Source organism: Dinghuibacter silviterrae, from assembly GCF_004366355.1.
GTDB classification, from domain to species: domain Bacteria; phylum Bacteroidota; class Bacteroidia; order Chitinophagales; family Chitinophagaceae; genus Dinghuibacter; species Dinghuibacter silviterrae.
Genome location: NZ_SODV01000002.1, coordinates 1,695,023 through 1,717,667, shown reverse-complemented (window position 1 = coordinate 1,717,667; position 22,645 = coordinate 1,695,023). Strand labels below are relative to the sequence as shown.

The window sequence follows — 22,645 nt, the reverse complement described above, 5'->3', positions numbered from 1 at the left end:
CCAGATAAAGACCAGCACACAAACCGGAATGAAGATATCTAATGAAACAAAGGTAGGCGCCCTGGCGGCGGTTGCCATCACGTTGCTGATCCTTGGCTTCAACTTCCTGAAGGGCCGCAATTTGTTCTCCAATGCGCACCGGATTTACGCGAAATACGCCAACGTATCCGGCCTGGGGACGTCCAACCCGGTCATGATCAACGGGCTCCAGGTGGGCACTGTATACGACATCAAACCGCTGGATAAGAACGTCGACACCATCCTGGTCACCCTTAACCTGACCAGGGACATCAATATTCCTGACAATTCGGTCGCGGCTATCGCCACCCCGCTCCTGGGAACCCCGGAAGTGGACCTCAGGATCGGGAATTCCACCCGCCTGATCCAGGTGGGGGATACGATCCAAAGCCAGGCCGCCCTCGGCCTGATGGACAACGCCCTGAAAACGGTGGACCCGGTACTGACGCAGGTGGGTCTGGTCCTGCATTCGGTGGATTCTGTCCTGAATAAGTTCTCGGACATCCTCGACCCCAGGACCAAGGGTAACCTTCGCGACATGATCGCCTCCTTTAGCAAGGACGCCAGCGCCCTAACGGTCACCCTTAACCGGGTCAACGGCCTGCTCGACAAGGAGAACGGCTCCCTGTCCAAGACCATGGACAACCTCGATTCCTTTACGGGGAACCTGGCCAAAAACAACGACGCCCTGACGGGGACGCTTCAGAACCTCAAAAAAACGACCGACCAGTTGGCGGACGGTAACCTGGGAAAGACCCTGGAACAGTTGAAAACGAGCACCGCCCAGTTGCAGGACATCCTGACCAAAGTCAACAACGGCAGCGGTTCGGTAGGGGCGCTCTTAAACGACAAAACCCTGTATAATAAGTTAAATTCGACGGTGCGGAGCATCAATACATTGGTGGATGACTTAAAATTGCACCCGAAGCGTTATGTCAACATCACCGTTTTTGGTAAAAAAGACCGGTCTACGCCCCTGAAGGCACCGTTGAGCGAGGACAGCACGCAGCACTAAGCATGAAAAGCGGCATTTTATTTATTATACTGACCCTGTTGGGGGTCGCTGTTTTTGCGCAGCAGAAGCCCGCGGGAGCACCCGTGGCGCCCGCTCCGGATACGGGCACGCGTATCGTCATTATCATCCACACCGACCAGCTCGAACAGATCACCCGGGACACGGTGCAGTTGGAAAAGCTGATCGGCCATGACACGCTCCGGGAGGGGAATACAAAGCTGTACGCGGACAGCATGTATTTCAATCAGCGGGCCAACGAGGTCGAGGCCTTTGGCGCGGTCCACATCAACGACAACGACTCCATCAATATCTATTCGCGCTATCTGAAATATTACGCGACGCCGAAAAAGGCCCTGTTGCGAAGGGATGTGCGGATGACGGATGGGAAAAATGTATTGACCACGGATTCCCTGGACTATGACCTCCCGACCCACGTCGGCACCTACATCAAAGGAGGAAAGGTGGTGAATGGCACGACCGTCGTCACCAGCATCAACGGTCTTTATAACGGGAACACCAAGGATGTGACCTTTATAAAGAACGTCCACCTGGTGGACCCCGCCTATAAGATTACGAACGACAGCCTGACCTATAATATGGAGACGAAGGTGGCCAGTTGGGAGGTCCCGACGGTCATCGTCGATTCTACCGGTACGATCCACACGAAAAGCGGGTATTACGACCTGAAGAAAAACCTGTTTTACTCCACGAAGCGGCCCGTGATCGTCGACAGCGCCGGAAGCGTCACCGCGGACCAACTGGCTTACGACAGGGCGAGCGGGAACGGGGAAGCCCGGGGGAACGTCGTCTACAAGGACACCTCGTCAAATACGATGCTGGCAAACCATGTCTTTTTCAACCGCGCCCGGAAAAACGTGCTGGCCACGGAAAAACCGGTGCTCATCGTGCTCCAGGGCAAAGACACGACGTATATCGCGGCGGACACCTTTTATTCGGGTTTGGTCAGACACCTGAGGGTTTTCCGCAGACACCTCAACGCGCTGGGGGACACGAGCCTTTTCCCTCCGGGATCGGATTCGTCCTATCATCCCAGGAAGAAGGACACCTCGGCCCAACTGGCGTACGAGGAACCCACGGACAGTCTGCCGCCCGGCAAGGACAGCACGCTTCGCTTCATGATGGGTTTCCACCACGTGCGCGTTTTTTCGGATTCGCTCCAGGCGAAGTCGGACAGCCTTTTTTACTCGGACGTGGATTCGGTATTCCAGTTTTTTACCAAACCCGTGGTGTGGGCCAACAAAAGCCAGATCACAGCGGATACGATGTACCTGTATACCAAACACCAGTCCCCGTCGCGTCTGTTTGCGTTTAACAACGGGTTTATCATCCAGAAGGTGGCCAAGGATTTTTACAACCAGATCCAAAGCCGGACGATCAACGGCTATTTCAAGGACGGGGCGATCGATTATATGCGGTCGAAAGGGAATGCGCACAGCATTTATTTTGCGCAAAACGACAGCCTGCAGTTCCTGGGATTGAGCCTGGACGAGGCGGACGCGATCGACATGTATTTTGAAAAACGGGAGCTGGACCATGTCGTGTATAGAAATGGGGTGAAAGGGACGACCATCCCGATGGGGCAGATCCAGATCGAACAAACCCGTTTGCCGGGCTTCCGCTGGCTGGAAGCGCTCCGGCCCAAATCGAAGGAAGAGCTTTTCCAATAACTGCACAACAGCATCTTATGAAAGTCTACACCGGCCAGCAGATCCGGGCGTGGGACGCCTATACGATTGCCCACGAGCCCATTTCTTCCCTCCAGCTCATGGAACGGGCCGCGGTGGCCTGTTGCCACTGGATCACGACCAACTACGCCCTCAAAGGGAAGGTCTATTATATCTTTTGCGCCAAGGGCAACAACGGGGGGGACGGTCTGGCCCTGGCCCGGCTCCTGCTGGAACGGCACATCCCCACACAGGTATTCATCCTGGAGTTCGGGAACAAGGGGACCGAGGACTTCCAGGCGAACCTGTCCGCGTTGCACGCGCTGACCCAGAACATCATGTATATCCAGGGCGAGGACGCCTTCCCTACCCTCCCGGCGGGCGCGGTCATCGTGGATGCCCTGCTGGGTTCGGGTCTGAACCGGCCCCTGGAGGGGCTGACGGCTGCTTTGGTGCGTTTCCTGAACGGCAGCGGTCTGCCCATCCTGGCGATTGATCTGCCGACGGGTTTGCGGACGGACGAACCCAGCACGGAGGGCCCGTCGGCAACAGGCACCGGGGCACAAGGCGCCAGCACACCGGGTGCCGGGGCGCCGGACGGCGGAGCCGTCGTGATCCGCGCCGCCCATACGCTGACGCTGGGCGCCTGGAAGCTGGGGCTGCTCCTGGCGGAAAACGCACCCTTTTTCGGGGAAGTGCACCTCCTGCCCATCGGGCTGCACCCGGGTTACGAGGCGGAGTCGCGGCTGGAAGTGGTGGAGCCCGCCGTGGTGGCAAAATGGTACCGGCCGCGGCCCTCCTTCGGACACAAGGGTACCTTCGGACACGCCCTGCTGGTCGCGGGAGGTGAGGGCAAAATGGGAGCCTGTATCTTAAGCGCCCGGGCTTGTCTCCACAGCGGCGTGGGCCTGACGACGGTTTTTGTCCCGCATGCCCAGGTGCCCATCGTTCAGACGGCGGTACCCGAAGCCATGGCCCTGGCAGACCTGGCCCGCATAGACCCTGCGTCTTATAAAGCCTTGGGGATAGGCCCGGGCATGGGGACGGACAAAAAGGCCCTGGACCTCCTGGAGCGGTTGCTGGTCATGGCGCGCTCGACGCCGCTTGTCCTGGACGCCGACGCCCTGACCCTGTTGGGAAATCATCCTCATTCATGGAAGGATGTTCCGGAAGGGGCCATACTGACGCCCCACCCCAAGGAATTCGAGCGGCTATTCGGCCCCGTCGCCACCGACTTCGAGCGGCTCCAGATGGCCCTGGAGCAGGCGGTAAGGCGCCAATGCGTCATCGTCCTCAAGGGACACCGCACCCTGGTCGCCGGCCCGGACGGATCCGGGTATTTCAATACAACGGGCAATGCCGGTATGGCCACCGGCGGGAGCGGCGACGTCCTTACGGGCATCCTTACCAGCCTTTTAGCCCAGGGCTATCCCAGCTTCCAGGCCGCCGTTTTGGGCGTTTACCTGCACGGTCTGGCGGGGGACCTGGCGCTGGACGAGCAGTCCATGGAAAGTTTGACGGCCTCCGGGATCGTGGATAGCTTGGGGAAAGCCTTTAAACATTTGGGTTCTGGACATATATAAATCGACCCATTCCCTTATTTTTGCCGTCATTTTATTATTGTCATTGCTATGAGTAATATTGTTTACCTGGTTCCAGCGGCCGGCATTTTGGCCCTCATTTATACCTTTATTCGTTTTAGTTGGGTCGCCCGCCAGGATGCCGGGAACGACCGGATGCAAGACATCGCCAGACACATTGCGGAAGGCGCCATGGCCTTTCTCAAGGCTGAATACAAAATCCTAAGCTATTTCGTGATCATCGCCGCCCTGCTGCTTGGCTACATGGGCAGCCAGAACGCGGGGTCGAGCTACCTGATTTTCCTTTCCTTCGTACTGGGCGCCGTATTTAGCGCCCTGGCCGGGTTTATCGGGATGCGGGTCGCCACCAAGGCCAACGTTCGCACGGCCCAGGCCGCGCGGAGCAGCCTTGCCAAGGCGCTCAACGTCTCCTTTACCGGGGGCTCCGTCATGGGGCTCGGGGTAGCCGGTCTGGCCGTCCTGGGTCTGGGCAGCCTCTTTATCGTCCTGATCAAATTGTTCGCACCCGACGTCATGGCGACCGATCCCCTGGTCACCAAGGCCATCGAGGTCCTCACCGGTTTCTCGCTGGGCGCCGAGTCCATCGCGATGTTTGCCCGTGTCGGCGGCGGTATCTACACAAAGGCCGCGGACGTAGGGGCTGATTTGGTAGGAAAAGTAGAAGCAGGCATCCCCGAAGACGATCCGCGCAACCCCGCCACCATCGCCGATAACGTAGGCGACAACGTGGGCGACGTCGCCGGTATGGGCGCCGACCTTTTCGGTTCCTATGTCGCCACCGTCTTAGCCACCATGGTGCTGGGTCATGAAACCCAGGCCTCCGACGCCTTTAACGGGTACTCCCCCATCCTGCTCCCCATGCTCATCGCGGGAGCCGGGATCATCTTTTCCATCATCGGTACTTTCTTTGTCCGCATATCGGATTCCGCCGGTATCAGCACGACTGCCGTACAAAGGGCGCTGAACATGGGCAACTGGGGGTCGATCATCCTGACTGCCATCGTCGCCTACTTCATCACCAACTGGCTCCTCCCCGATACGCCGATGGAGCTGCGTGGTTTTAGCTTTACCAAACTCCAGGTCTTCGGCTCCATCGCCGTGGGTCTTGTCGTGGGTACGCTGATGAGCCTGATCACCGAATACTATACGGCCATGGGCCGGGGTCCGGTCACCAGCATCATCCAACAATCGGGCACGGGTCACGCCACCAACGTCATCGGCGGTCTCGCCGTGGGTATGGAATCAACCTGCCTCCCCATCCTGGTCCTCGCCGGTGGTATCTATGGTTCTTATGCTTTTGCCGGGCTTTACGGGGTGGCCATTGCCGCCGCGGGTATGATGGCCACGACGGCCATGCAGCTCGCGATCGACGCCTTTGGTCCCATCGCCGACAACGCCGGCGGGATCGCCGAAATGAGCGAACTGCCCAAGGACGTCCGCGAAAAAACCGACATCCTCGACGCCGTGGGCAACACCACCGCCGCCACGGGTAAAGGCTTTGCCATCGCATCCGCCGCCCTCACGTCCCTGGCCCTGTTTGCCGCTTTTGTGGGCGTCGCCGGGATCACCGGGATCAATATTTATAAGGCCGACGTTCTCGCCTGTCTGTTTGTAGGCGGGATGATCCCCTTCGTCTTCTCTTCCCTGGCCATCCGCGCCGTTGGACAAGCCGCCATGGCCATGGTCGAGGAAGTCCGCCGCCAATTCCGTGAAATCCCGGGGATCATGGAAGGCACGGGTAAACCCGAATACGAAAAGTGCGTGGCCATTTCCACAAAAGCCTCCATCCAGAAGATGCTCCTGCCCGGCGCCATCGCCCTGCTGTCACCGTTGATCATCGGGTTCCTCGTGGGTCCCGAAGCACTGGGCGGTTTCCTCGCCGGTGCTACCGTGAGCGGTGTTTTGATGGGTATCTTCCAGAACAACGCCGGTGGCGCCTGGGACAATGCCAAAAAGAGCTTTGAAAAAGGCGTCGTCATCAAAGGCGAAACCTACTACAAGAAATCGGAACCCCACAAAGCCTCCGTCACCGGGGACACTGTGGGTGATCCGTTCAAGGATACGTCCGGGCCTTCCATGAACATCCTGATCAAACTGATGAGCATCGTGTCGCTCGTGATTGCACCGACGCTGGCGGCGGTGTGGCACACGAAGGATGCGGCGCCTGCGGCGAAGGTGATCAAGCACGAACCCGTGAAGACGGTGGCTGTGCACACCACTGCCTACGCCCACTAGATTATATAATTATTAAGCGCCCCCGGGAACCACTTCCCGGGGGCTTCTTTTTTTTACTTTCGCCGTCACATTGACTGGCGAGCTCATATACGAAGAACGTTTGCTCCTGGCCCGCATAGCGGAAGGAGACAAAGACGCCTTCCGGCGCCTGTTCCATCGCTACAACCCCACGCTCTGGCCATTTATTCTAAAGCTCACGGGTTCCCCCTCCGCGGTGGAAGACGTCCTCCAGGAAGTCTTTTTAAAGATCTGGATACACCGGGACAAACTAACAGCCGTTGAAAATCCGAAGGCGTATATCGTCCGCATCGTTTCCAACGAATCGGCGAACTACCTGCGGCAGATGGCGCGGGAGAAGCGTTTGTTCGCGCCGGGGCTGCCCGGCGCTGCCCCGCTGGCCGATGAGCCCTCCGCCCCGTTGGTCGACGAAGCCCTCGCGCTCCGCGAAACCGAATCCCTGCTTCGGGATGCCGTCAGCCGCCTGCCCGAGGCCTGCCGGCAGGTGTATCAGATGAGCCGGGAAGACGACCTCCGCATCCCCGAGATCGCCTCCGAACTCCACCTCTCCCCTCATACCGTCAAGAACCAATTGAGCAAAGCGCTTCGCGTGCTGAGAGGGCAATTGGGGCCGGCGGCGATGGGCCTTCTTATTTTTTTTAACCGCCCGTAGTCCCATTCCCATTTTGTAGCGTCTTGTAAGTATATGCTACAGGACCTGCTCCGCAAATACATGCAAGGCACGATCAGTGAAACAGAACTTCACGAACTGGAAGAATGTCTTGATTGCGCGGACACGAGTCTTTCCGAAGCGTTGGCAAGCCTTCTCGAAGAAGCCCCGGAGATGCCCGCTTACCGGGATGAAGACTGGGAGCCGGTCTACGCGCGCATCGAGGCGCGTCTGCCTGAGCGGGCGCGCCCCGCGGGTATAACGCGCCGGCAGTGGCCGCGGTTTGCCGCCACTGCTGCGATCGTGCTCGCACTGCTCGGGGTCTTCCTGCACAAACAATTTTCCCGCCCCGCGCAGGTTGCCCCTGTGGTCGCCCATGATATAGCGCCCGGCGGAAACAAGGCGACCCTCACCCTGGCGAACGGGCGCGTGATCGATCTGGGCGAGGCACAGGAAGGGCTCCTGGATAGACAGCCGGAGGCAAAGGTCGTCAAGCAGGGCGAGGGAGTGGTGGCCTACCAAAAGGATTCTAGCATGGCGGGTGACGGTACGGCCTATAATACACTCGCCACGCCGAGGGCGGGTCAATACCGCGTAACACTTTCCGACGGCACCAGGGTCTGGTTGAATGCGGCGTCCTCGCTACGGTATCCCGCGGCCTTTCACGGACGCGAGCGCGTCGTGGAACTCACAGGGGAAGCCTATTTTGAGGTGGCGCCGCACTCGTCCATGCCTTTCAAGGTCACGGCCAGGCGCACGCCGGACGCGGCCCCAGTCGAGGTCGACGTCCTGGGGACGCACTTCGACATCATGGCCTACACGGATGAGCCACACATAGAGACGACGCTCCTGGAAGGATCGGTCAGGGTACGGAGCGGTGACCGCTCCGTTTTGCTCCGGCCGGGACAACAGGCGCTGGAAGCCGGTTTTGCCCAAAAGGTAGACACGGATGAGGTCGTTGCCTGGAAAAACGGATTATTCAAATTCAACGAGGCCACGCTTGCCCAGGTGATGCGACAGGTATCCCGCTGGTATGACGTCGACGTGGTCTATCAATATACCCCTTCTCAGGACCGCTTCGGTGGAGAAATGTACCGGAATGTACCGGTGTCCAAATTGTTAAAGGTGCTGCAAGCCAGCGGCGTCCACTTTCGTGTGGAAGGAAGGAAGATTATAGTCAATTGATTGGACTGGCCCTAAAAAACCAGGAGCGTGGCAACCGCTCCCGGGGAATGTTGGGTCTGTTTGATATATAACGCGAATCACACATCAATGTAAACCCAAACACGGCAAAATTATGCAATTGCACCCGCATGTAAAAAAATCATTATTCAACATCATGAAATTGACCGTCTTCCTGCTAACGGTAGCGTGTTTGCAGGTCCACGCATCGGGTCTGGCCCAAAGGGTCACCCTGTCGGTGAAAGGACGTCCCCTGGAGTCCGTCTTCCAGGATATAAAAAATCAGACAGGGTATGTATTCTGGTATAACATGGACGTACTCAGGTACGCCCGGAATGTGACCCTCAAAGCCAACAATGAAGACCTGACGCAGGTGTTGGCGGAGCTTTTTAAAGACCAGCCCCTGTCTTACGAGATCATCGACCGGACGATCGCCGTCAAATTAAAAGATTCGTCGGTAACCATGGCGGAGCCGCCTCCCGGGATCACGGTCAGCGGTCGCGTGACCGATGAGAAGGGGAACCCGCTCGCGGGGGTGTCCATACAGGTGCGGGCGCATGGCGCGACCCGCGGTGCGCAGGGCGGCGACGCGGCGCAAGCCACGCAGGCGGCGAGCGGCGCAGCCCAGGACGCCGGCGGCCCGGCGCGGGGCGCGCAAACCGACGCCAACGGGCGTTTTAGCCTCGAAAACATTCGCGAAAACGCGGTGCTGATTTTCTCTTACGTAGGCTACCAGGAGCAAGAGGTGCACGTAAACGGTAGGACTACGATCGATATTACCCTCCGCCCGGTGCCCCAGGCGATTGGCGACCTGGTGGTGGTCGGTTATGGGAAAGCGAGCCGGCAAAACCTGACGAGCGCCATTTCTACGCTGAAACCGGACGACCTGAACCAGGGGGCGATCACGGACGTGGGGCAGTTGCTCCAGGGCCGTGCGCCGGGGTTGAACATCACGGCGAGCGGGGACCCGAACGTCCCGGCGGCGGTGATCCTGAGGGGCGCGTCGACGATCAACAGTCCCGGGGGTCCTTTTTATGTGATCGACGGGGTACCGGGGGCGGACATCTCGACGGTGGCGCCGGACGACATTGCTTCGGTGGACATCCTGAAGGACGCGGCGGCCACGGCCATTTATGGGAACAGGGCGTCAAATGGCGTGATCATGATCACGACAAAAAGGGGGAGGAAAGGACAGACGCAGGTCAGCTATAACGGGTACGTGGGCTTGGAAGAAGTCTCCCGGAGCCTCAAGGTGATGAATGCGTCTCAGTTGAGGGCCTTTGTGAAAAAGAACGGTCTGGGTTTTTCGGCTGCGGACGACCAGGGAGCCAATACGGACTGGCAAAAGGCGATCGAACGGCCTTCGGCGGTGTCGACCAACCACAACCTCTCGTTCTCCGGAGGGGGTGACCATGGGTCGTACAGTGCGAGCCTGAACTATGCCCAAAAAGAAGGGATCATCCGGAACACGGACCTGACGCGCATCATCGGCCGTCTGAACATAGACCAGTATGCCTTTAACGACCGGGTGAAGTTCAGCTTAGGCGTCGTGAACTCGAACAGCAACGGGGACGAGGTGCCTTACCTTGGGGTGATCCTTCTCCAGGCGGCCAAGTACCTGCCGGTCTCGCCGGTGAAAAACCCGGACGGGTCCTACTTCGAGGACCTGACGACGGGGAACCAGAACCCGGTGGCGATGATGAACAACAGCACGATGAACGATAAGAACAACAACCTCATCGGGAGCCTCAACACGGATGTCAAACTGCCCTGGGGGTTGTCTTATGACATCAACCTTTCCTACCAAAGCTATTCCAACCTGCACGGCGAATATTACGACTCGTATTTTACGAGCCACTACAACGACATGTACAACAACCCCAACCCGGGTCCGGCCAGCCGTACGCAACAAAGCTTCGGCCCTAACGGCCAGGCGTACCGCAGCTCTTATACGAGCACGGCCAAGGTCATGGAGATGTACTTTACCTGGGACAGGCACTTCGGCGCCCACGCGCTGAACGCGGTGCTGGGGTATTCGTGGCAGGACAACATCAACAACGACGGGTTCCAGGTGACCTCCTTCAACTACCCGGTGGACAATATCGGCTACAACAACTTTGCGCTGAGCGCGCCTTATGCGTCGCCGACCTATCCGCACATCAGCCTGGGCCCCGACGGTCTTTACCAGGAAACGAAACTGATCGCGGACTTTGCCCGGGTGAACTACAGCTTCCAGGACAAATACCTGCTCCAGGGTTCCATCCGCAGGGACGGCAGCTCGGTCTTCGGGGCCAACCACCAATTCGGGTATTTTCCCTCCGTAGGCTTGGGCTGGCGGCTGACCAAGGAAAAGTGGTTCCACATACCGGTGCTGGACGACCTGAAGCTGAGGGGCAGCTATGGCGTAACGGGGAACGCTTTTGGGTTTAATGCCTATACGGCCCAGTTCTTTTCGGGCAGCCTGGGGACGTACTATTACAACGGCAACCAGGTTAATGCCTACGGCCCCACGCAGGCGGCCAACCCGTACCTCCAGTGGGAGCAGACGGCGACCGGCGAAGTAGGCCTGGACGCCGCGGCCTTCAAGGGACGGATCGCGGCTTCGGTAGACCTGTATAACAAAAAGACGACCGAAATGATTTTCCCTTATTCCGTCAACCCGGTCCTGGTGCCCAGCGGGAGCATCGTGGCCAACGGGGGCGGCATGAGCAACAAGGGGATCGAAGTGACCCTGACCGCGGGCGTGATCCGCAAAACGGACTTTACCTGGACCACCGCCCTGAACCTGACCCATAACGTTAATAAGATCACCAGCCTCAACAACCCGCTCTTCCCGGGCGTGGACTCCATACCCGAAGCACAGCCTTCCGGGGGCGGGGAGTCCGGGGTGTTTATCCAGGTGTTGAAGGCCGGAAAGGCCCTGGGTACTTACTATTCTTTGCAATACGCGGGCAAAAACGCCAGCGGCGTCACGCAGTTCTACGACCACAACGGCAATCCTACGGTGTCGCCTGTCGCGGGAACGGACTACCACTACTTAGGCAATGCCCAACCGAAGCTGCTGTTGGGTTGGACCAATACCTTCCGCTACAAACGCTGGGACCTGCGCGTCTTTATGCGGGGTGTATTCGGAGACAAACTGTTTGACGCCACCAGGGCCGATCTTTTCCGTCCGGCCACGGCGGGCACGGCCAACATCCTCGTGGATGCCGGTAACGAGTCCTCCGCAGATGGAAACGTCTTCCGTTATTCTTCCCGTTTTGTGGAGAACGGGGCTTACCTGAGACTGGACAATGCGACCCTCGACTATAACGTGAAGGGTATAGATCCTTATGTAAAGTCCATCCGGTTGTACGTCACGGTGAACAACCTTTTTGTCCTCACGGGATATAAGGGGATCGACCCTGAGATAAACCAGGGCGGTATCGCACCGGGTGTCGACTACAATGATTTTTATCCAAAGACCCGCACGTTCCTGTTTGGTGCCAACGTAAACTTTTAATTCCTCAAACATGAAAAAGATCACGCTCTATATACTCGCCGCCTTTGTGCTCGGCGCCTGTCAGAAAGTGGGGGTCGCCGTCACGACCGAGCTGACACCCCAGGTCTTTCCGCAAAACAACCAGCAATTTATCGAAGCCTCGGGACCGCCTTATGCGGCGCTCAGGGGTAACTTTTCCCTGGATTATTGGTTTATGCAAACCCTGAGTACCGACGAGGCCATCCTTCCGGCACGGGGTGGGAACTGGTATGATCCTTCCAACGGGTACAACAACCTCCACTACCACAACTGGGGCCCCGCCAACGGCTGGACCAACTCCTGCTGGTCCTGGCTTTCCACGGTGATCGGGGCGACCAACCAGGCGCTCTCCATTTTAGGTACCACCGAGCCGGACAGCCTTTCCTACAAGAAGTCCAACCTGGCGGAACTGAAGATCGTCCGGGACATGGCCTATTTCTTCCAAATGGACCTTTACGGCAACATCCCCCTGGACACGACGTATGGTGACTTTACGCCGAAGGTGAATACCCCCCGGGCGCAGGTGTTCGCGTGGCTCGAAGGAGACATCAAGGCGCAACTGCCTTACCTCAGCACCGCCGCGGGTACCCTGATGTATGGCCGGGCCAACAAGTACACGGCGTATGCCCTCCTGGCCAAGATGTACCTGAACGCCGAATACTATACGGGTACCGCCCGCTATAACGACTGCGTGGCGGCCTGCGACAGCATCATCGACGCGGGTAACGGTGTCCAGTATGCGCTCCAGCCCCGGAGCACCTATCTCCAGATGTTTTATCCCACAAACGGGCCCACCACGCAAACGGAGTTTATTTTTGCCATCCCCTACGACCCGAGTGCCATCGCGTATCCCGGTACCAACGGTTTTATGTACCATGCGCGGTACGACCTCGACCGCACCCTGGGGATCAAATACGGCTACGCCGGGGGCACCCCGGGTTCCGTCGTTGACCCCATCGTCGGCCAGGCCTATCCCGGTACCGGTTTGATCGCTACCTCTCCCAGCGGACCTGAAAGCACCCTCCCAAGTTTTTATGCTTACTTCTCTGATACCAACGACATACGCAACGGCCAATGGCTGACCGGTCTCCAGTACAACAAAGACGGTACGCCCCTGATGGTCAAAACGACAAAGGGCGGCGCCCAGGGCTATGACGCGACCTATACGGGTACGGACGCCGGCGCGACGTACTACTACCAACTGAACCTTACCCCGGACGTGTATTTCCGCACCAACCCGGCCAGCGGCGCCAACCCCGCGCTGTTCGACCTTGGCAACGACCACATCGCCTGGAACATGGGTTACCGGAACATCAAGTTCCTGGCGGACTACACCAACCCGTCCAACCGCAACCAGAACAACGACGTCCCGGTATTCCGGTATGCGGATGTCCTTTTGGAAAAAGCCGAGGCCATCCTCCGCGGGGCCACGCCCACCCAGGGCCAGACGGCGCTTTCCCTGGTCAACGCGGTCAGGGCGGCGCGGACCACTTCTGCCGCCTGGGGTTCCCTTACCCTGGACTCTGTCTACAACGAACGTTGCCGGGAGATGACCTGGGAAACCTGGCACCGCAACGACATGATCCGATTCGGGAAGTATGAAGGCGCCTGGGGATTCAAAACGGACGCGGATCCCAATCACAGGATTTACCCGATTCCGAATACGGCACTCTTGCTTGACCCGGCACTGACGCAAAATCCGGGGTACTAAAACGAACGACCCGGGGAGACCATCCCCGGGTTTCTTTAACTTTTGCAACATGAAACTTTTTCTCGGCTTAGCATTTTCCTGCGCCCTCCTGTGGGCCGCGCCGGATACCGGTCTGGACGACCTTACCATCAACCAGGTCCAGGTGATCGGTTCCCACAACAGTTACAAACAAGCCATCGCCCCTGCCTTGTTCCGGCTGATCATGGCCAAAGACTCGGTGCACGCGCCGGCGATCGAGTATAGCCACGTACCCTTGTCCGAACAGCTGGACCTGGGTCTGAGGAACCTGGAGATCGACGTGTACGCGGACGAAAAAGGGGGGAAATATGCGCACCCCAAAGGACTCAACTGGGCGAAGCCCCAGGATCCTTATGATACCGGGGGCGTGATGAACCAACCGGGCTTCAAGGTCTTTCACATACAGGACATCGACTTCCGGAGCAGCCAGCTCACCTTTTCGGGTTGCCTGCGGGAGCTCAAGGCCTGGTCCGACAAACACCCCAACCACTATCCCATCTACATAACGATGAACGCCAAGGATGAGGCGTTCAAGCTGTCCCCCGAAAACCTCCCGGAAAAGTTCACCTCCGCGGTCTTCGACCGGTTGGACAAGGAGATCCTGGACTACCTGGGCAGGGAAAACCTCATCACGCCGGACGACGTCAGGGGCGACTACCCCACCCTCGAAAAAGCAGTCCTGGCGGGTCATTGGCCCACGATGCGCGCGGCGCGCGGGAAGTTTATGTTTGTCCTGGACGAGCACGGGGAAAAACGGCAGGCGTACATCGCCGGACACCCCTCTTTGAAAGGGAGGGTGTTCTTCGCGGACGCCCCGGTGGGGACTCCAGAGGCAGCCTTCCTGATCATGAACGATGCCAAAAAAGACAGCGCGTTGATACGCTCGCTGGTTCAGAAAGGGTACATGATCCGGACCCGGGCCGACGCGGATACGAAGGAGGCACGTGCGAACGACCGCAGCAGCTTTGAGGCCGCCTGCGCCTCCGGGGCCCAGGTGATCACCACGGATTATTATTATAAGAGCACCTTTTTCCCATCCGACTATAAGATCAGCTTCGAGAACGGGACCTATATACGCCGGGACACCGTTTTCCCGGACAAATTAGTCACCTATGTCGATCCGTTTATCGGGGCCGCGGGCCTGGGGCACATCTTTATCGGCCCCTCCTGTCCCTTTGGGATGGTCAAACCCGGACCGGACAACAGCATGCATTCCAACAGCGGGTACTCGGTGGATCCCCGGATGCCGGTCTATGGCTTTAGCCAGACCCATGTCAGTGGAACGGGCGGGGGTGCCAAATACGGGAACATCACCATCATGCCCTTTGGCGGGGACTTTGACTCGGTCCACCAAACGTCGCTCCGCGACCAGGAGACAGCGGCGCTGGGTTATTACGGTGTGCGCCTGACCAAGTGGAACATCAAGACCGAGCTCACCGCGTCCCGCCGTGTCGCCTTTTACCGCTTTGTGTTTGGTCAAAAGGGGCGCAAGGGCATCAAGATCGACCCGGGGGAATACCTGGGCGAAACCCCCGATCCCGACGGGCGCGAGAACCAGCAGTTTGTCGGCTGCGAGACCCAGTGGGTATCTCCCACGGAAATCCGCGGGTACAGCCGTATCCGGGGCGGGTGGAATAACGGTGCCGCCTATACGGTGTATTTCTCTGCGGTCTTTAACCGGCCCGCAGCGCAGAGGGCTACGTTCAGGGACGGGAAGCTGCAGCCCGGGCTTCAGCAATTTGACGCCGGCGACAAAAACGGAGCCATCGCCTTTTTCGACGGCGGGGACACGATCCTTGTCAAATTCGGTATCTCTTATATCAGCGCCCTCAAAGCGCGCGAGAACATCGACGAGGAAACACCCCGGTGGAGTTTCGAGGAAATCCTCCACCAGACCCAGGACAAGTGGGAGGCGTTGTTGAGCAAGATCGCCATTGATGGCACATCCGATCAAAAGGTGATGTTCTATACCGGTCTTTACCATACGATGCTTCAACCCGTGGACCGGACGGGGGAAAACCCGCTGTGGCAGTCTCCCCTGCCCTACTATGACGACTTCTATGCCATCTGGGATACCTTCCGTTCTTCCAACCCGCTGATTACTTTGATCACCCCATCGCGGGAAATAGACATCGTCAATGCCTTGCTGAACATTTACCACCGGGCCGGCTATATGCCCGATGCCCGGAGTGGCAACGACAACGGGCGTACCCAGGGGGGCTCGAATGCCGAGGTCCTGATCGCTGATGCGTACGTCAAAGGATTACAGGGGATCGATTATGAAGAAGGCTTCCGGGCAATGCTCAAGGACGCCAATGTACCGCCCGGGGGAAATGAGGAAAAAGAAGGCCGGGGCGGGCTGACCGACTACAACACGCTCGGCTATGTCTCCAACCGTTTTGTCCGCTCCGGGAACCGTACCGTGGAATACGCGTATGACGATTACTGTATCGCCGAGGTCGCCCGCGGACTCGGTCATACTGACGCCTATGAACGGTTTCTTCACCAGTCCGACAACTGGCAAAACCTGTGGCGGCCCTACACCGACCACGGGTCCACCGGCTTTATCCTACCGCGGGATCCTTCCGGCCGCTGGGTGGACTCGATCGGATGCGATGTACTCAATCCGCGTGCCCCCTCTATTGCTTATACGCCCCTTACCCGGGACTACCCCAACTGCGTGTGCTGGTGGTGCGGCTTTATGTATGAGGGCAGCTCCTGGGAATACTCCCTGTACGCGCCGCACGATGTCGCCTCCCTTATCCGCAAGACCGGGGGGGCCGAGGCATTCCAGCAGCGTCTGGATACTTTTTTCGGGAATCATTATTTCAATGTCACCAACGAGCCCTCTTTCCTGACGCCCGTTTTGTACCACTGGATCGGCCGGCCGGATCTCAGCTCCAAACTCGTCCGCGACATCATCCACCGGTCCTACGGCACGTCCATGGCGGGGCTGCCCGGGAACGACGACTCGGGGGCGATGTCGTCCTGGCTGGACTTTCACATGATGGGGCTGTATCCGAATGCGGGGCAGTCTTATTACCTGATTACGTCGCCGTTTTTTGCATCAACCGTCGTACACCTGGAGGACGGGAAAACCTTCCGGATCGTGGCGAACCATCTTTCCGATAAGAACATCTATATACAATCGGCCCGGCTCAACGGGGTGCCGTTTGGGCAGTCGTGGATCGAGCATGCCGACATAGTCAAGGGCGGGGTGCTGGAATTAGAAATGGGCGAGGCACCGGCAGGTTGGGGGGGCGGGGCGCCGCCGTCGAAGAGCTAAAGCGCGGGTACGCCGATACCGGCATCTGCGGGCGGGCCGTCGGCCGGCGCGGCGGACGCGGCCGGCTCGCGCCCGCGGATCTTCTCCCGGTGCATCGCACCCCACTCGCGCAGGGCGCCCAGGACGGGACTGAGTGTGTCGGCATAAGGCGTCAGCCGGTATTCCACCACCACCGGGGTACCGGTGTCGACCGAGCGCTCCAGAAAACCGTTTAGCTCCAGTTGTTTCAATTCGGTGGACAGGACCCGGGCGGAGATGCCCCGTACGGACCTTTGGAGTTCGTTAAAGCGAAGGGGGCCGTTCTCCCTCAGGGCGACGATCACCGGTAATTTCCATTTTCCGCCTACGACGTATAAGGCGTCTTGCACGGCGCCCATGGCGGCCATGCATCCTTGTAAGGTTTGGGGTCTTCCGTTTACGGGCATCTTTATTCCTTTTACTAACCCAAAGGTAACTACTAACCTTTAGTTTACTACTTACTTTTTATAAGCATGCGGGTCTAGTTTTGCCTTATGAAAAAGATCCTGCACGTTATTTCGAGTCCCCGCAGCGGGGAGAGCGTTAGCCTCAAGCTGGGCAATGCGATTATCGACAAGTTGCTGACGGCCTACCCAGGCAGCACGGTAACCACCAAAGACCTTAGACACTTACCGCATGTGAATGAGAAGCACATCGCCGCGTTTTTTACGCCGGCTGACGCGTGGACCCCGGAAAATGAAGAAGCGATCCGGTATTCAAACGAGGCAATCCAGGCCATTTGGGACGCGGACATCCTGGTGATCGGGGCGCCGATGTACAACTTCAGCATCCCCTCCAGTCTGAAGGCCTGGCTGGATCAGATTGTACGGGTCGGGGTCACGTTCAAACCCGGGGCAACCGGAATCGAAGGGCTCATCACCGGAAAGAAGGTGTACCTGGCGGTTGCTTCCGGCTGGGTGTATTCCGAAGGGCCGATGAAGGAGTACGACTTCGTGGTGCCTTACCTGCAGCGGATACTCAGTACGATCGGGATGAACGACATCACCGTCATCCGGGCGGAAGGGGTAAACCGTCCGGAAACGAAGGTGGGCGCGTTCGAGAGGGCCGTAGACAGCATTGTCCTCTAGGTTTCGTACCTTGTAGGAATGCATCATGCTCCGTCCATCCTGGTCCATGCGATCCCCGGCTTTATCCTCCTGATCGTCGCCGAAGTCATCTACGCGGTACGGACACAACGGGAGCTCTACGAGGTGAAAGATGCGTCGACGAGCATCGCCCTGGGGCTGGGGAACCTGGCGGTAGGGCTGGTAAGTAAGTCGCTTATCCTGGCGGTCTTCCTGCTGATCTACCGGTACCGGTTATGGACCATCCCTTATGGCGCCTGGTGGGCGTGGGTCCTGTGTTTTTTTGCGGACGACTTCAGCTACTACTGGTTCCACCGGACCTCTCACGAAGTCCGGTGGTTCTGGGCGTCGCACGTGGTCCATCATTCCTCGGAGCGGTATAACCTCGCGGCGGCCCTCCGGCAGACCTGGACGGGGGACATCACGGGGGCTTTTATTTTCTGGACGTGGATGCCCCTGGTGGGTTTTGAACCTGGGATGATCCTGGCGATGCAATCCTTTAGCCTTTTGTACCAGTTTTGGATCCATACCGAGGTGGTCGGGAAGATGCCGCGGTGGTACGAGGCCGTTTTCAATACGCCGTCCCACCACCGGGTCCACCACGGTTCGGACATCGACTACCTGGATAAGAACCACGCGGGGACGCTGATCGTCTGGGACCGGCTTTTCGGGACCTTCGAGGCGGAGGTCCGGCGGCCCACCTATGGGCTGACCCAAAACGTCCATACGTTTAACCCGGTCAGGGTGGCGTTTCACGAATGGGTGCGCATGGCGCGTGACCTGGGGCGGGCGCGTACCTGGCGGCAGGCGTGGCTGTTTGTCTTTGGGGCGCCGGGGTGGAGCCCCGACGGGAGGACAAAGACGACGAAGGCGATGCGGCGGGAGCGAACGGCCACCGGGATCACGCAACTGCGGCACGAGCCGGCGCGGGACCCGCGCCTGGGCGCCTAGCGCTTCGGCACTGAGGGCCGGCGGCTCATCAATTTATGAGGCTGGGCATTTCTCCTTTTTCCTCAAAAAATACTCAGTTTTGCCTTCTATTTTTATCTCATGAAGTTCGCCACCCTCCTCGCCCTCTTTCTTTTCGCCTTTTTCGTTGTACAAGCCCAGGACAATTACGAGATCCAGGTCTATGCGTCGCCTACCGTGGGCAAGGACACCACGATGGTCGAGCTCCACAGCAACTATAGTTTTATCGGGAACGGGGCGGCGGACGGGGTTGTCTCCACGAATCACATGGACCGGGAGACCATCGAGATCACCCATGGGTTTACGCCCTGGTTCGAGGTGGGTTTTTACATCTTTAATTGTATCGGGGATATGGGGCGGAGCAATTATGTAGGCAGCCATATCCGGCCCCGGTTTATGGCGCCCACCTCCTGGAACTGGCCGGTGGGGGTCAGTATCTCCTTTGAGGCCGGGTTTGTCAAGGACGGTTATGACCCGGATCCCTGGACACTGGAAATCCGGCCGATCGTCGACAAACAACTGGGCCCGGTTTACCTGGCCTTTAACCCGGTGGTGGACTATACTTTTAAAGGCGCGGACGCCGGGCGGGGGGCCATTTTTGCACCGGATTTCAAGTTCAGCTACCAGATCGGGAAGGTCTGGGCGCCGGGGATCGAATATTATGGCTCCGTGGGGCCTTTTCAAAAGTTTGACCCGGTGGCGGTCCAGCAGCACCAGTTGTTCATTGCCGTGGACGCAGACTTCGATCCGCGCTGGGAATTTAATGCCGGGTACGGGTTCGGGTTGACGCCCAGTATCGACCGGAGCATCTTTAAAGTTATCTTGGGGCGGCGATTTGGGGGCGGGGGACACCGCGCGCCCGCGCGGAAGGCGCCTTAACGCACGGAAGGCTCCCTAATTTTTCCACAAATTTGATAAACGGTTTTGATCCCACGAACCAACTCGTATATTTGAGTACGAAAATTATCGTAAAATGGGTAAACAATTAAAGCCAACCGAAAGTGAACTGGAGATTCTCCAGGTATTGTGGGAAAAACAAAAGGCAACCGTGCGGGAGGTGCATGAAACCCTTGCCCAGACAAAGGATGTTGGGTATACCACGACGCTCAAACTGATGCAGATCATGTATGACAAGGGGCTGGTGAAACGGGACGAGAGCAGCAAGACCCATGTCTACGAACCCCTGGCCAGCCGGGAAAAGACCCAGAAACAACTGGTCAGCCGGATGGTCGATACGCTTTTCCAGGGTTCCCCGGCCCAGCTGGTGATGCAGGCCCTGGGGCAACACAAGACGTCCGCGGGCGAACTGGAAGAGATCCAACGTTTATTGGACAACCTCAAAAATCAGTAACATGACTTCCCTGAGTGGGTCTGCTTTCCTCCAGGCATTGGGATGGGCCATTGCCGGCAGTCTTTGGCAGATGGCGCTTCTCTGGACCATCTACCAGCTTTGTTTCGGTGTGTGGCGGAACATCCGGTCTTCGGTTAAGACCGGCGCCGCCACGGTACTCCAGATGGCGGGTTTCGGATGGTTCGTTTGCTCCCTGGCGGAGCACTACTGGAAGCTGAAGATGGCGCCCCCGACGACGTTCGCCAGGACGTTTTCGGTCTCCCCCGAGTCGCATGACCCACTCTTTTGGATCAACCGAGCCCTGGCCTGGTCCGAGCACTACCTGCCCTACCTGTCCGGGGCCTACCTGTTGGTCCTTGCGTTCCTGCTGGCGCGGGTGTTTAAGGCCTATCGCCACGTCCAGGCGGTCCGGACCGAGGGGCTTTCCAAGATCGACGTCGAATGGCGGGTCTATGTACAGGAGCTGGCGGCCCGGATCGGTATCCGCCGGGACATCCGGGTCTGGCTGAGCGAAAAAATCGACATCCCGGCCACCATCGGCTACCTGAAGCCCCTGATCCTGCTGCCCATCGCCAGTTTTAACCACCTCAGCCCCGAGCAGGTGGAGGCGATCCTCTTGCACGAGCTGGCCCACATCAAACGCAACGACTACCTCCTCAACCTGATTCTCACGGTGATGGACACCGTCTTGTTCTTTAATCCTTTTGCACAGCTCATCGCACGGCATATCCGGACGGAGCGGGAGAACAGCTGCGACGACTTCGTCCTGCAGTTCCGCTACAACCCGCACGTCTATGCCTCCGCCCTGCTCAGCCTGGAGCAACAACGCCTGTCCCCCGAGCTGGCCATGGCGGCGGCCGGTAAAACCGACCTTTTGGACCGTATCCGGCGGATCATGAATGTGCCTTCCCGGCCGATGAACTATGGGCAAAAGCTGATGGCCCTGCTGATTACCGCGGGCATCCTGGCGTCTTTGGCCTGGCTGACGCCGGAGAATATCGAGCACAAGCCTATTTTGAAGACGATGGCCGTGCTGCTGCCTTCGCCGCCCCCGGTGGCGCCGGTGGCACCGGAACCCGTGATCGAGGCGCCCGCGCCGGCGCCCGTCAAGACGCACCACGCCTGCCCTGCGCCGGCACCTTCTCCAAGGAGCGCCAGCGATGCCCCCTCTTCCTCACCGGAGGACGACGTGGTGATCGATGAATCTCAACCTTCGGGTAATGCTGTCTGGATCGCGCCGCCTACGTATTCCCCGGACAAGGTGATGCGGATGACGTTGAATCCCAAGACCTTCTACTTCCGGGCGGATTCCATCCGCGCCATCAAATTTCAGATGGATACGCTCCAGGTACAGTTGAGGAAAGCCTTCCGGATCGGACAGGAAGCCCTGCAACAACGCCAGGACGAGTTGGCCCGGGTGTACGAGGACCAGGCCCGCGATTACCGGGCGCAGCGGCTTTCGCAGACAAAGGACGAAGAGGCCCTGCGGCTCGCCATGTCAAAGACAGCGGAAGCGCAGCGGCTCGCCAGCCTCAAAGACCGCCAGATCCAGTTGATCCAGCTCCACGAACTGGAGCTCCAAAGCCGGCACCTGTCCAAGGAACAAAGCCGCCGGGTCCAGGAAGAAATTACCCAGGAAAAAAAGAATACCGTCCTGGTGATCCAGGCCATCGATAAAAAGCTCCATGACGCGGCCAGGGGCATCAATGGGTACAGCAGCCGCAATGGCTACGGAGGCCGCTTAAAAGCCAAAGTCCTCGACCAGCAAGCGGAAGACGACGACAATGGGATATCCGCGGATCAGCCGGAGTTCCAGACGCCGGCCGTTACCAACACGGCGTCTTCCCGCTGGAAGTTCATCCCCGTTACCTATACGGTGTCCCAGAAACACAAAACGGCCACCGCCTACCGGGAACGGTATACGCTCTCCTATTCCCCTCAGGCCAGCCGCAGCCGTGAAAACGCCTCCGCCTCCGGAGAAGCCTACAGCGAAGCGTCCGGTCCTTCCAGTGCTTCCAGCGAGGACGAGAACAGCACCGACCAGGACTGTTCCAAGTCCATCCGCAACACTTCCGTGGACCTCGTCCATAAGCTGGAAACCGACGGGTTCCTGTCCGGGAGCTGCAACGTCCGCATTGTCGTGGAAAACAACTCATTGACCATCAATGGGGTACACCAGTCCGAAGGCGTGTACGCGCGGTACAAGGATTGCCTGGACGGGAAGGCGATTGTCATTCTTTCTACGGGGAAGGTGATACAGGTGACGGTGCGCTAAGCGCGGCGC

The 22,645-nt window shown here is 58.6% G+C and carries 15 protein-coding genes; 14 read left to right on the top strand and 1 reads right to left on the bottom strand.

The features are described from left to right. Positions 1–28 precede the first annotated feature (28 nt). The 9 genes from EDB95_RS24180 to EDB95_RS24140 all read left to right on the top strand — a co-directional run bounded on the left by EDB95_RS24180 (position 29) and on the right by EDB95_RS24140 (position 16,938). On the top strand, positions 29–1,033 hold the full coding sequence (locus EDB95_RS24180) for an MlaD family protein (RefSeq protein WP_133998595.1): 1,005 nt from the start codon (positions 29–31) through the stop codon (positions 1,031–1,033). Positions 1,034–1,035: 2 nt separating this feature from the next. Next, positions 1,036–2,721: an OstA-like protein gene (locus EDB95_RS24175; protein ID WP_133998593.1), complete on the top strand. Its 1,686-nt coding sequence runs from the start codon at positions 1,036–1,038 to the stop codon at positions 2,719–2,721. A 17-nt stretch (positions 2,722–2,738) separates the two neighbouring features. Continuing rightward, positions 2,739–4,301 carry an NAD(P)H-hydrate dehydratase gene (locus EDB95_RS24170; protein ID WP_133998590.1) on the top strand — a complete coding sequence of 521 codons (1,563 nt, stop codon included), beginning with the start codon at positions 2,739–2,741 and terminating at the stop codon, positions 4,299–4,301. Between the two features lie 48 nt (positions 4,302–4,349). Further along, positions 4,350–6,554: a sodium-translocating pyrophosphatase gene (locus EDB95_RS24165; protein ID WP_133998587.1), complete on the top strand. Its 2,205-nt coding sequence runs from the start codon at positions 4,350–4,352 to the stop codon at positions 6,552–6,554. Between the two features lie 70 nt (positions 6,555–6,624). Further along, on the top strand, positions 6,625–7,224 hold the full coding sequence (locus tag EDB95_RS24160; RefSeq protein ID WP_133998584.1) for an RNA polymerase sigma factor: 600 nt from the start codon (positions 6,625–6,627) through the stop codon (positions 7,222–7,224). A 33-nt stretch (positions 7,225–7,257) separates the two neighbouring features. Further along, complete coding sequence (locus EDB95_RS24155; RefSeq protein WP_133998581.1) at positions 7,258–8,406, top strand: FecR domain-containing protein; 1,149 nt, start codon at positions 7,258–7,260, stop codon at positions 8,404–8,406. Between the two features lie 154 nt (positions 8,407–8,560). Beyond that, the gene (locus EDB95_RS24150; RefSeq protein ID WP_133998579.1) at positions 8,561–11,905 is read left to right on the top strand and encodes a SusC/RagA family TonB-linked outer membrane protein; all 3,345 of its coding nucleotides are present in this window, start codon (positions 8,561–8,563) and stop codon (positions 11,903–11,905) included. Positions 11,906–11,915: 10 nt separating this feature from the next. Next, complete coding sequence (locus EDB95_RS24145) at positions 11,916–13,634, top strand: RagB/SusD family nutrient uptake outer membrane protein (RefSeq protein ID WP_133998576.1); 1,719 nt, start codon at positions 11,916–11,918, stop codon at positions 13,632–13,634. Between the two features lie 49 nt (positions 13,635–13,683). After that, positions 13,684–16,938: a Ca2+-dependent phosphoinositide-specific phospholipase C gene (locus EDB95_RS24140; RefSeq protein WP_133998573.1), complete on the top strand. Its 3,255-nt coding sequence runs from the start codon at positions 13,684–13,686 to the stop codon at positions 16,936–16,938. On the opposite strand, the gene EDB95_RS24135 is transcribed toward EDB95_RS24140, so the two are convergent. Continuing rightward, the gene (locus EDB95_RS24135) at positions 16,935–17,363 is read right to left on the bottom strand and encodes a winged helix-turn-helix transcriptional regulator (RefSeq protein WP_133998570.1); all 429 of its coding nucleotides are present in this window, start codon (positions 17,361–17,363) and stop codon (positions 16,935–16,937) included. The two genes, EDB95_RS24140 and EDB95_RS24135, sit on opposite strands and share 4 nt — an antisense overlap. 87 nt (positions 17,364–17,450) lie before the next feature. Here EDB95_RS24135 and EDB95_RS24130 point away from each other — a divergent pair, with 87 nt between their 5' ends. The 5 genes from EDB95_RS24130 to EDB95_RS24110 all read left to right on the top strand — a co-directional run bounded on the left by EDB95_RS24130 (position 17,451) and on the right by EDB95_RS24110 (position 22,636). Further along, positions 17,451–18,044: an FMN-dependent NADH-azoreductase gene (locus EDB95_RS24130; RefSeq protein WP_133998567.1), complete on the top strand. Its 594-nt coding sequence runs from the start codon at positions 17,451–17,453 to the stop codon at positions 18,042–18,044. Between the two features lie 18 nt (positions 18,045–18,062). Then, positions 18,063–18,992 (top strand): sterol desaturase family protein, encoded by a 930-nt coding sequence (locus tag EDB95_RS24125; protein WP_133998564.1) that lies wholly within the window; start codon positions 18,063–18,065, stop codon positions 18,990–18,992. A 99-nt stretch (positions 18,993–19,091) separates the two neighbouring features. Then, positions 19,092–19,889 (top strand): hypothetical protein, encoded by a 798-nt coding sequence (locus tag EDB95_RS24120; protein WP_133998561.1) that lies wholly within the window; start codon positions 19,092–19,094, stop codon positions 19,887–19,889. 94 nt (positions 19,890–19,983) lie between these two features. Then, positions 19,984–20,361 carry a BlaI/MecI/CopY family transcriptional regulator gene (locus EDB95_RS24115; RefSeq protein WP_133998558.1) on the top strand — a complete coding sequence of 126 codons (378 nt, stop codon included), beginning with the start codon at positions 19,984–19,986 and terminating at the stop codon, positions 20,359–20,361. Between the two features lies 1 nt (position 20,362). Beyond that, the gene (locus EDB95_RS24110; RefSeq protein WP_133998555.1) at positions 20,363–22,636 is read left to right on the top strand and encodes a M56 family metallopeptidase; all 2,274 of its coding nucleotides are present in this window, start codon (positions 20,363–20,365) and stop codon (positions 22,634–22,636) included. Positions 22,637–22,645: the final 9 nt, after the last annotated feature.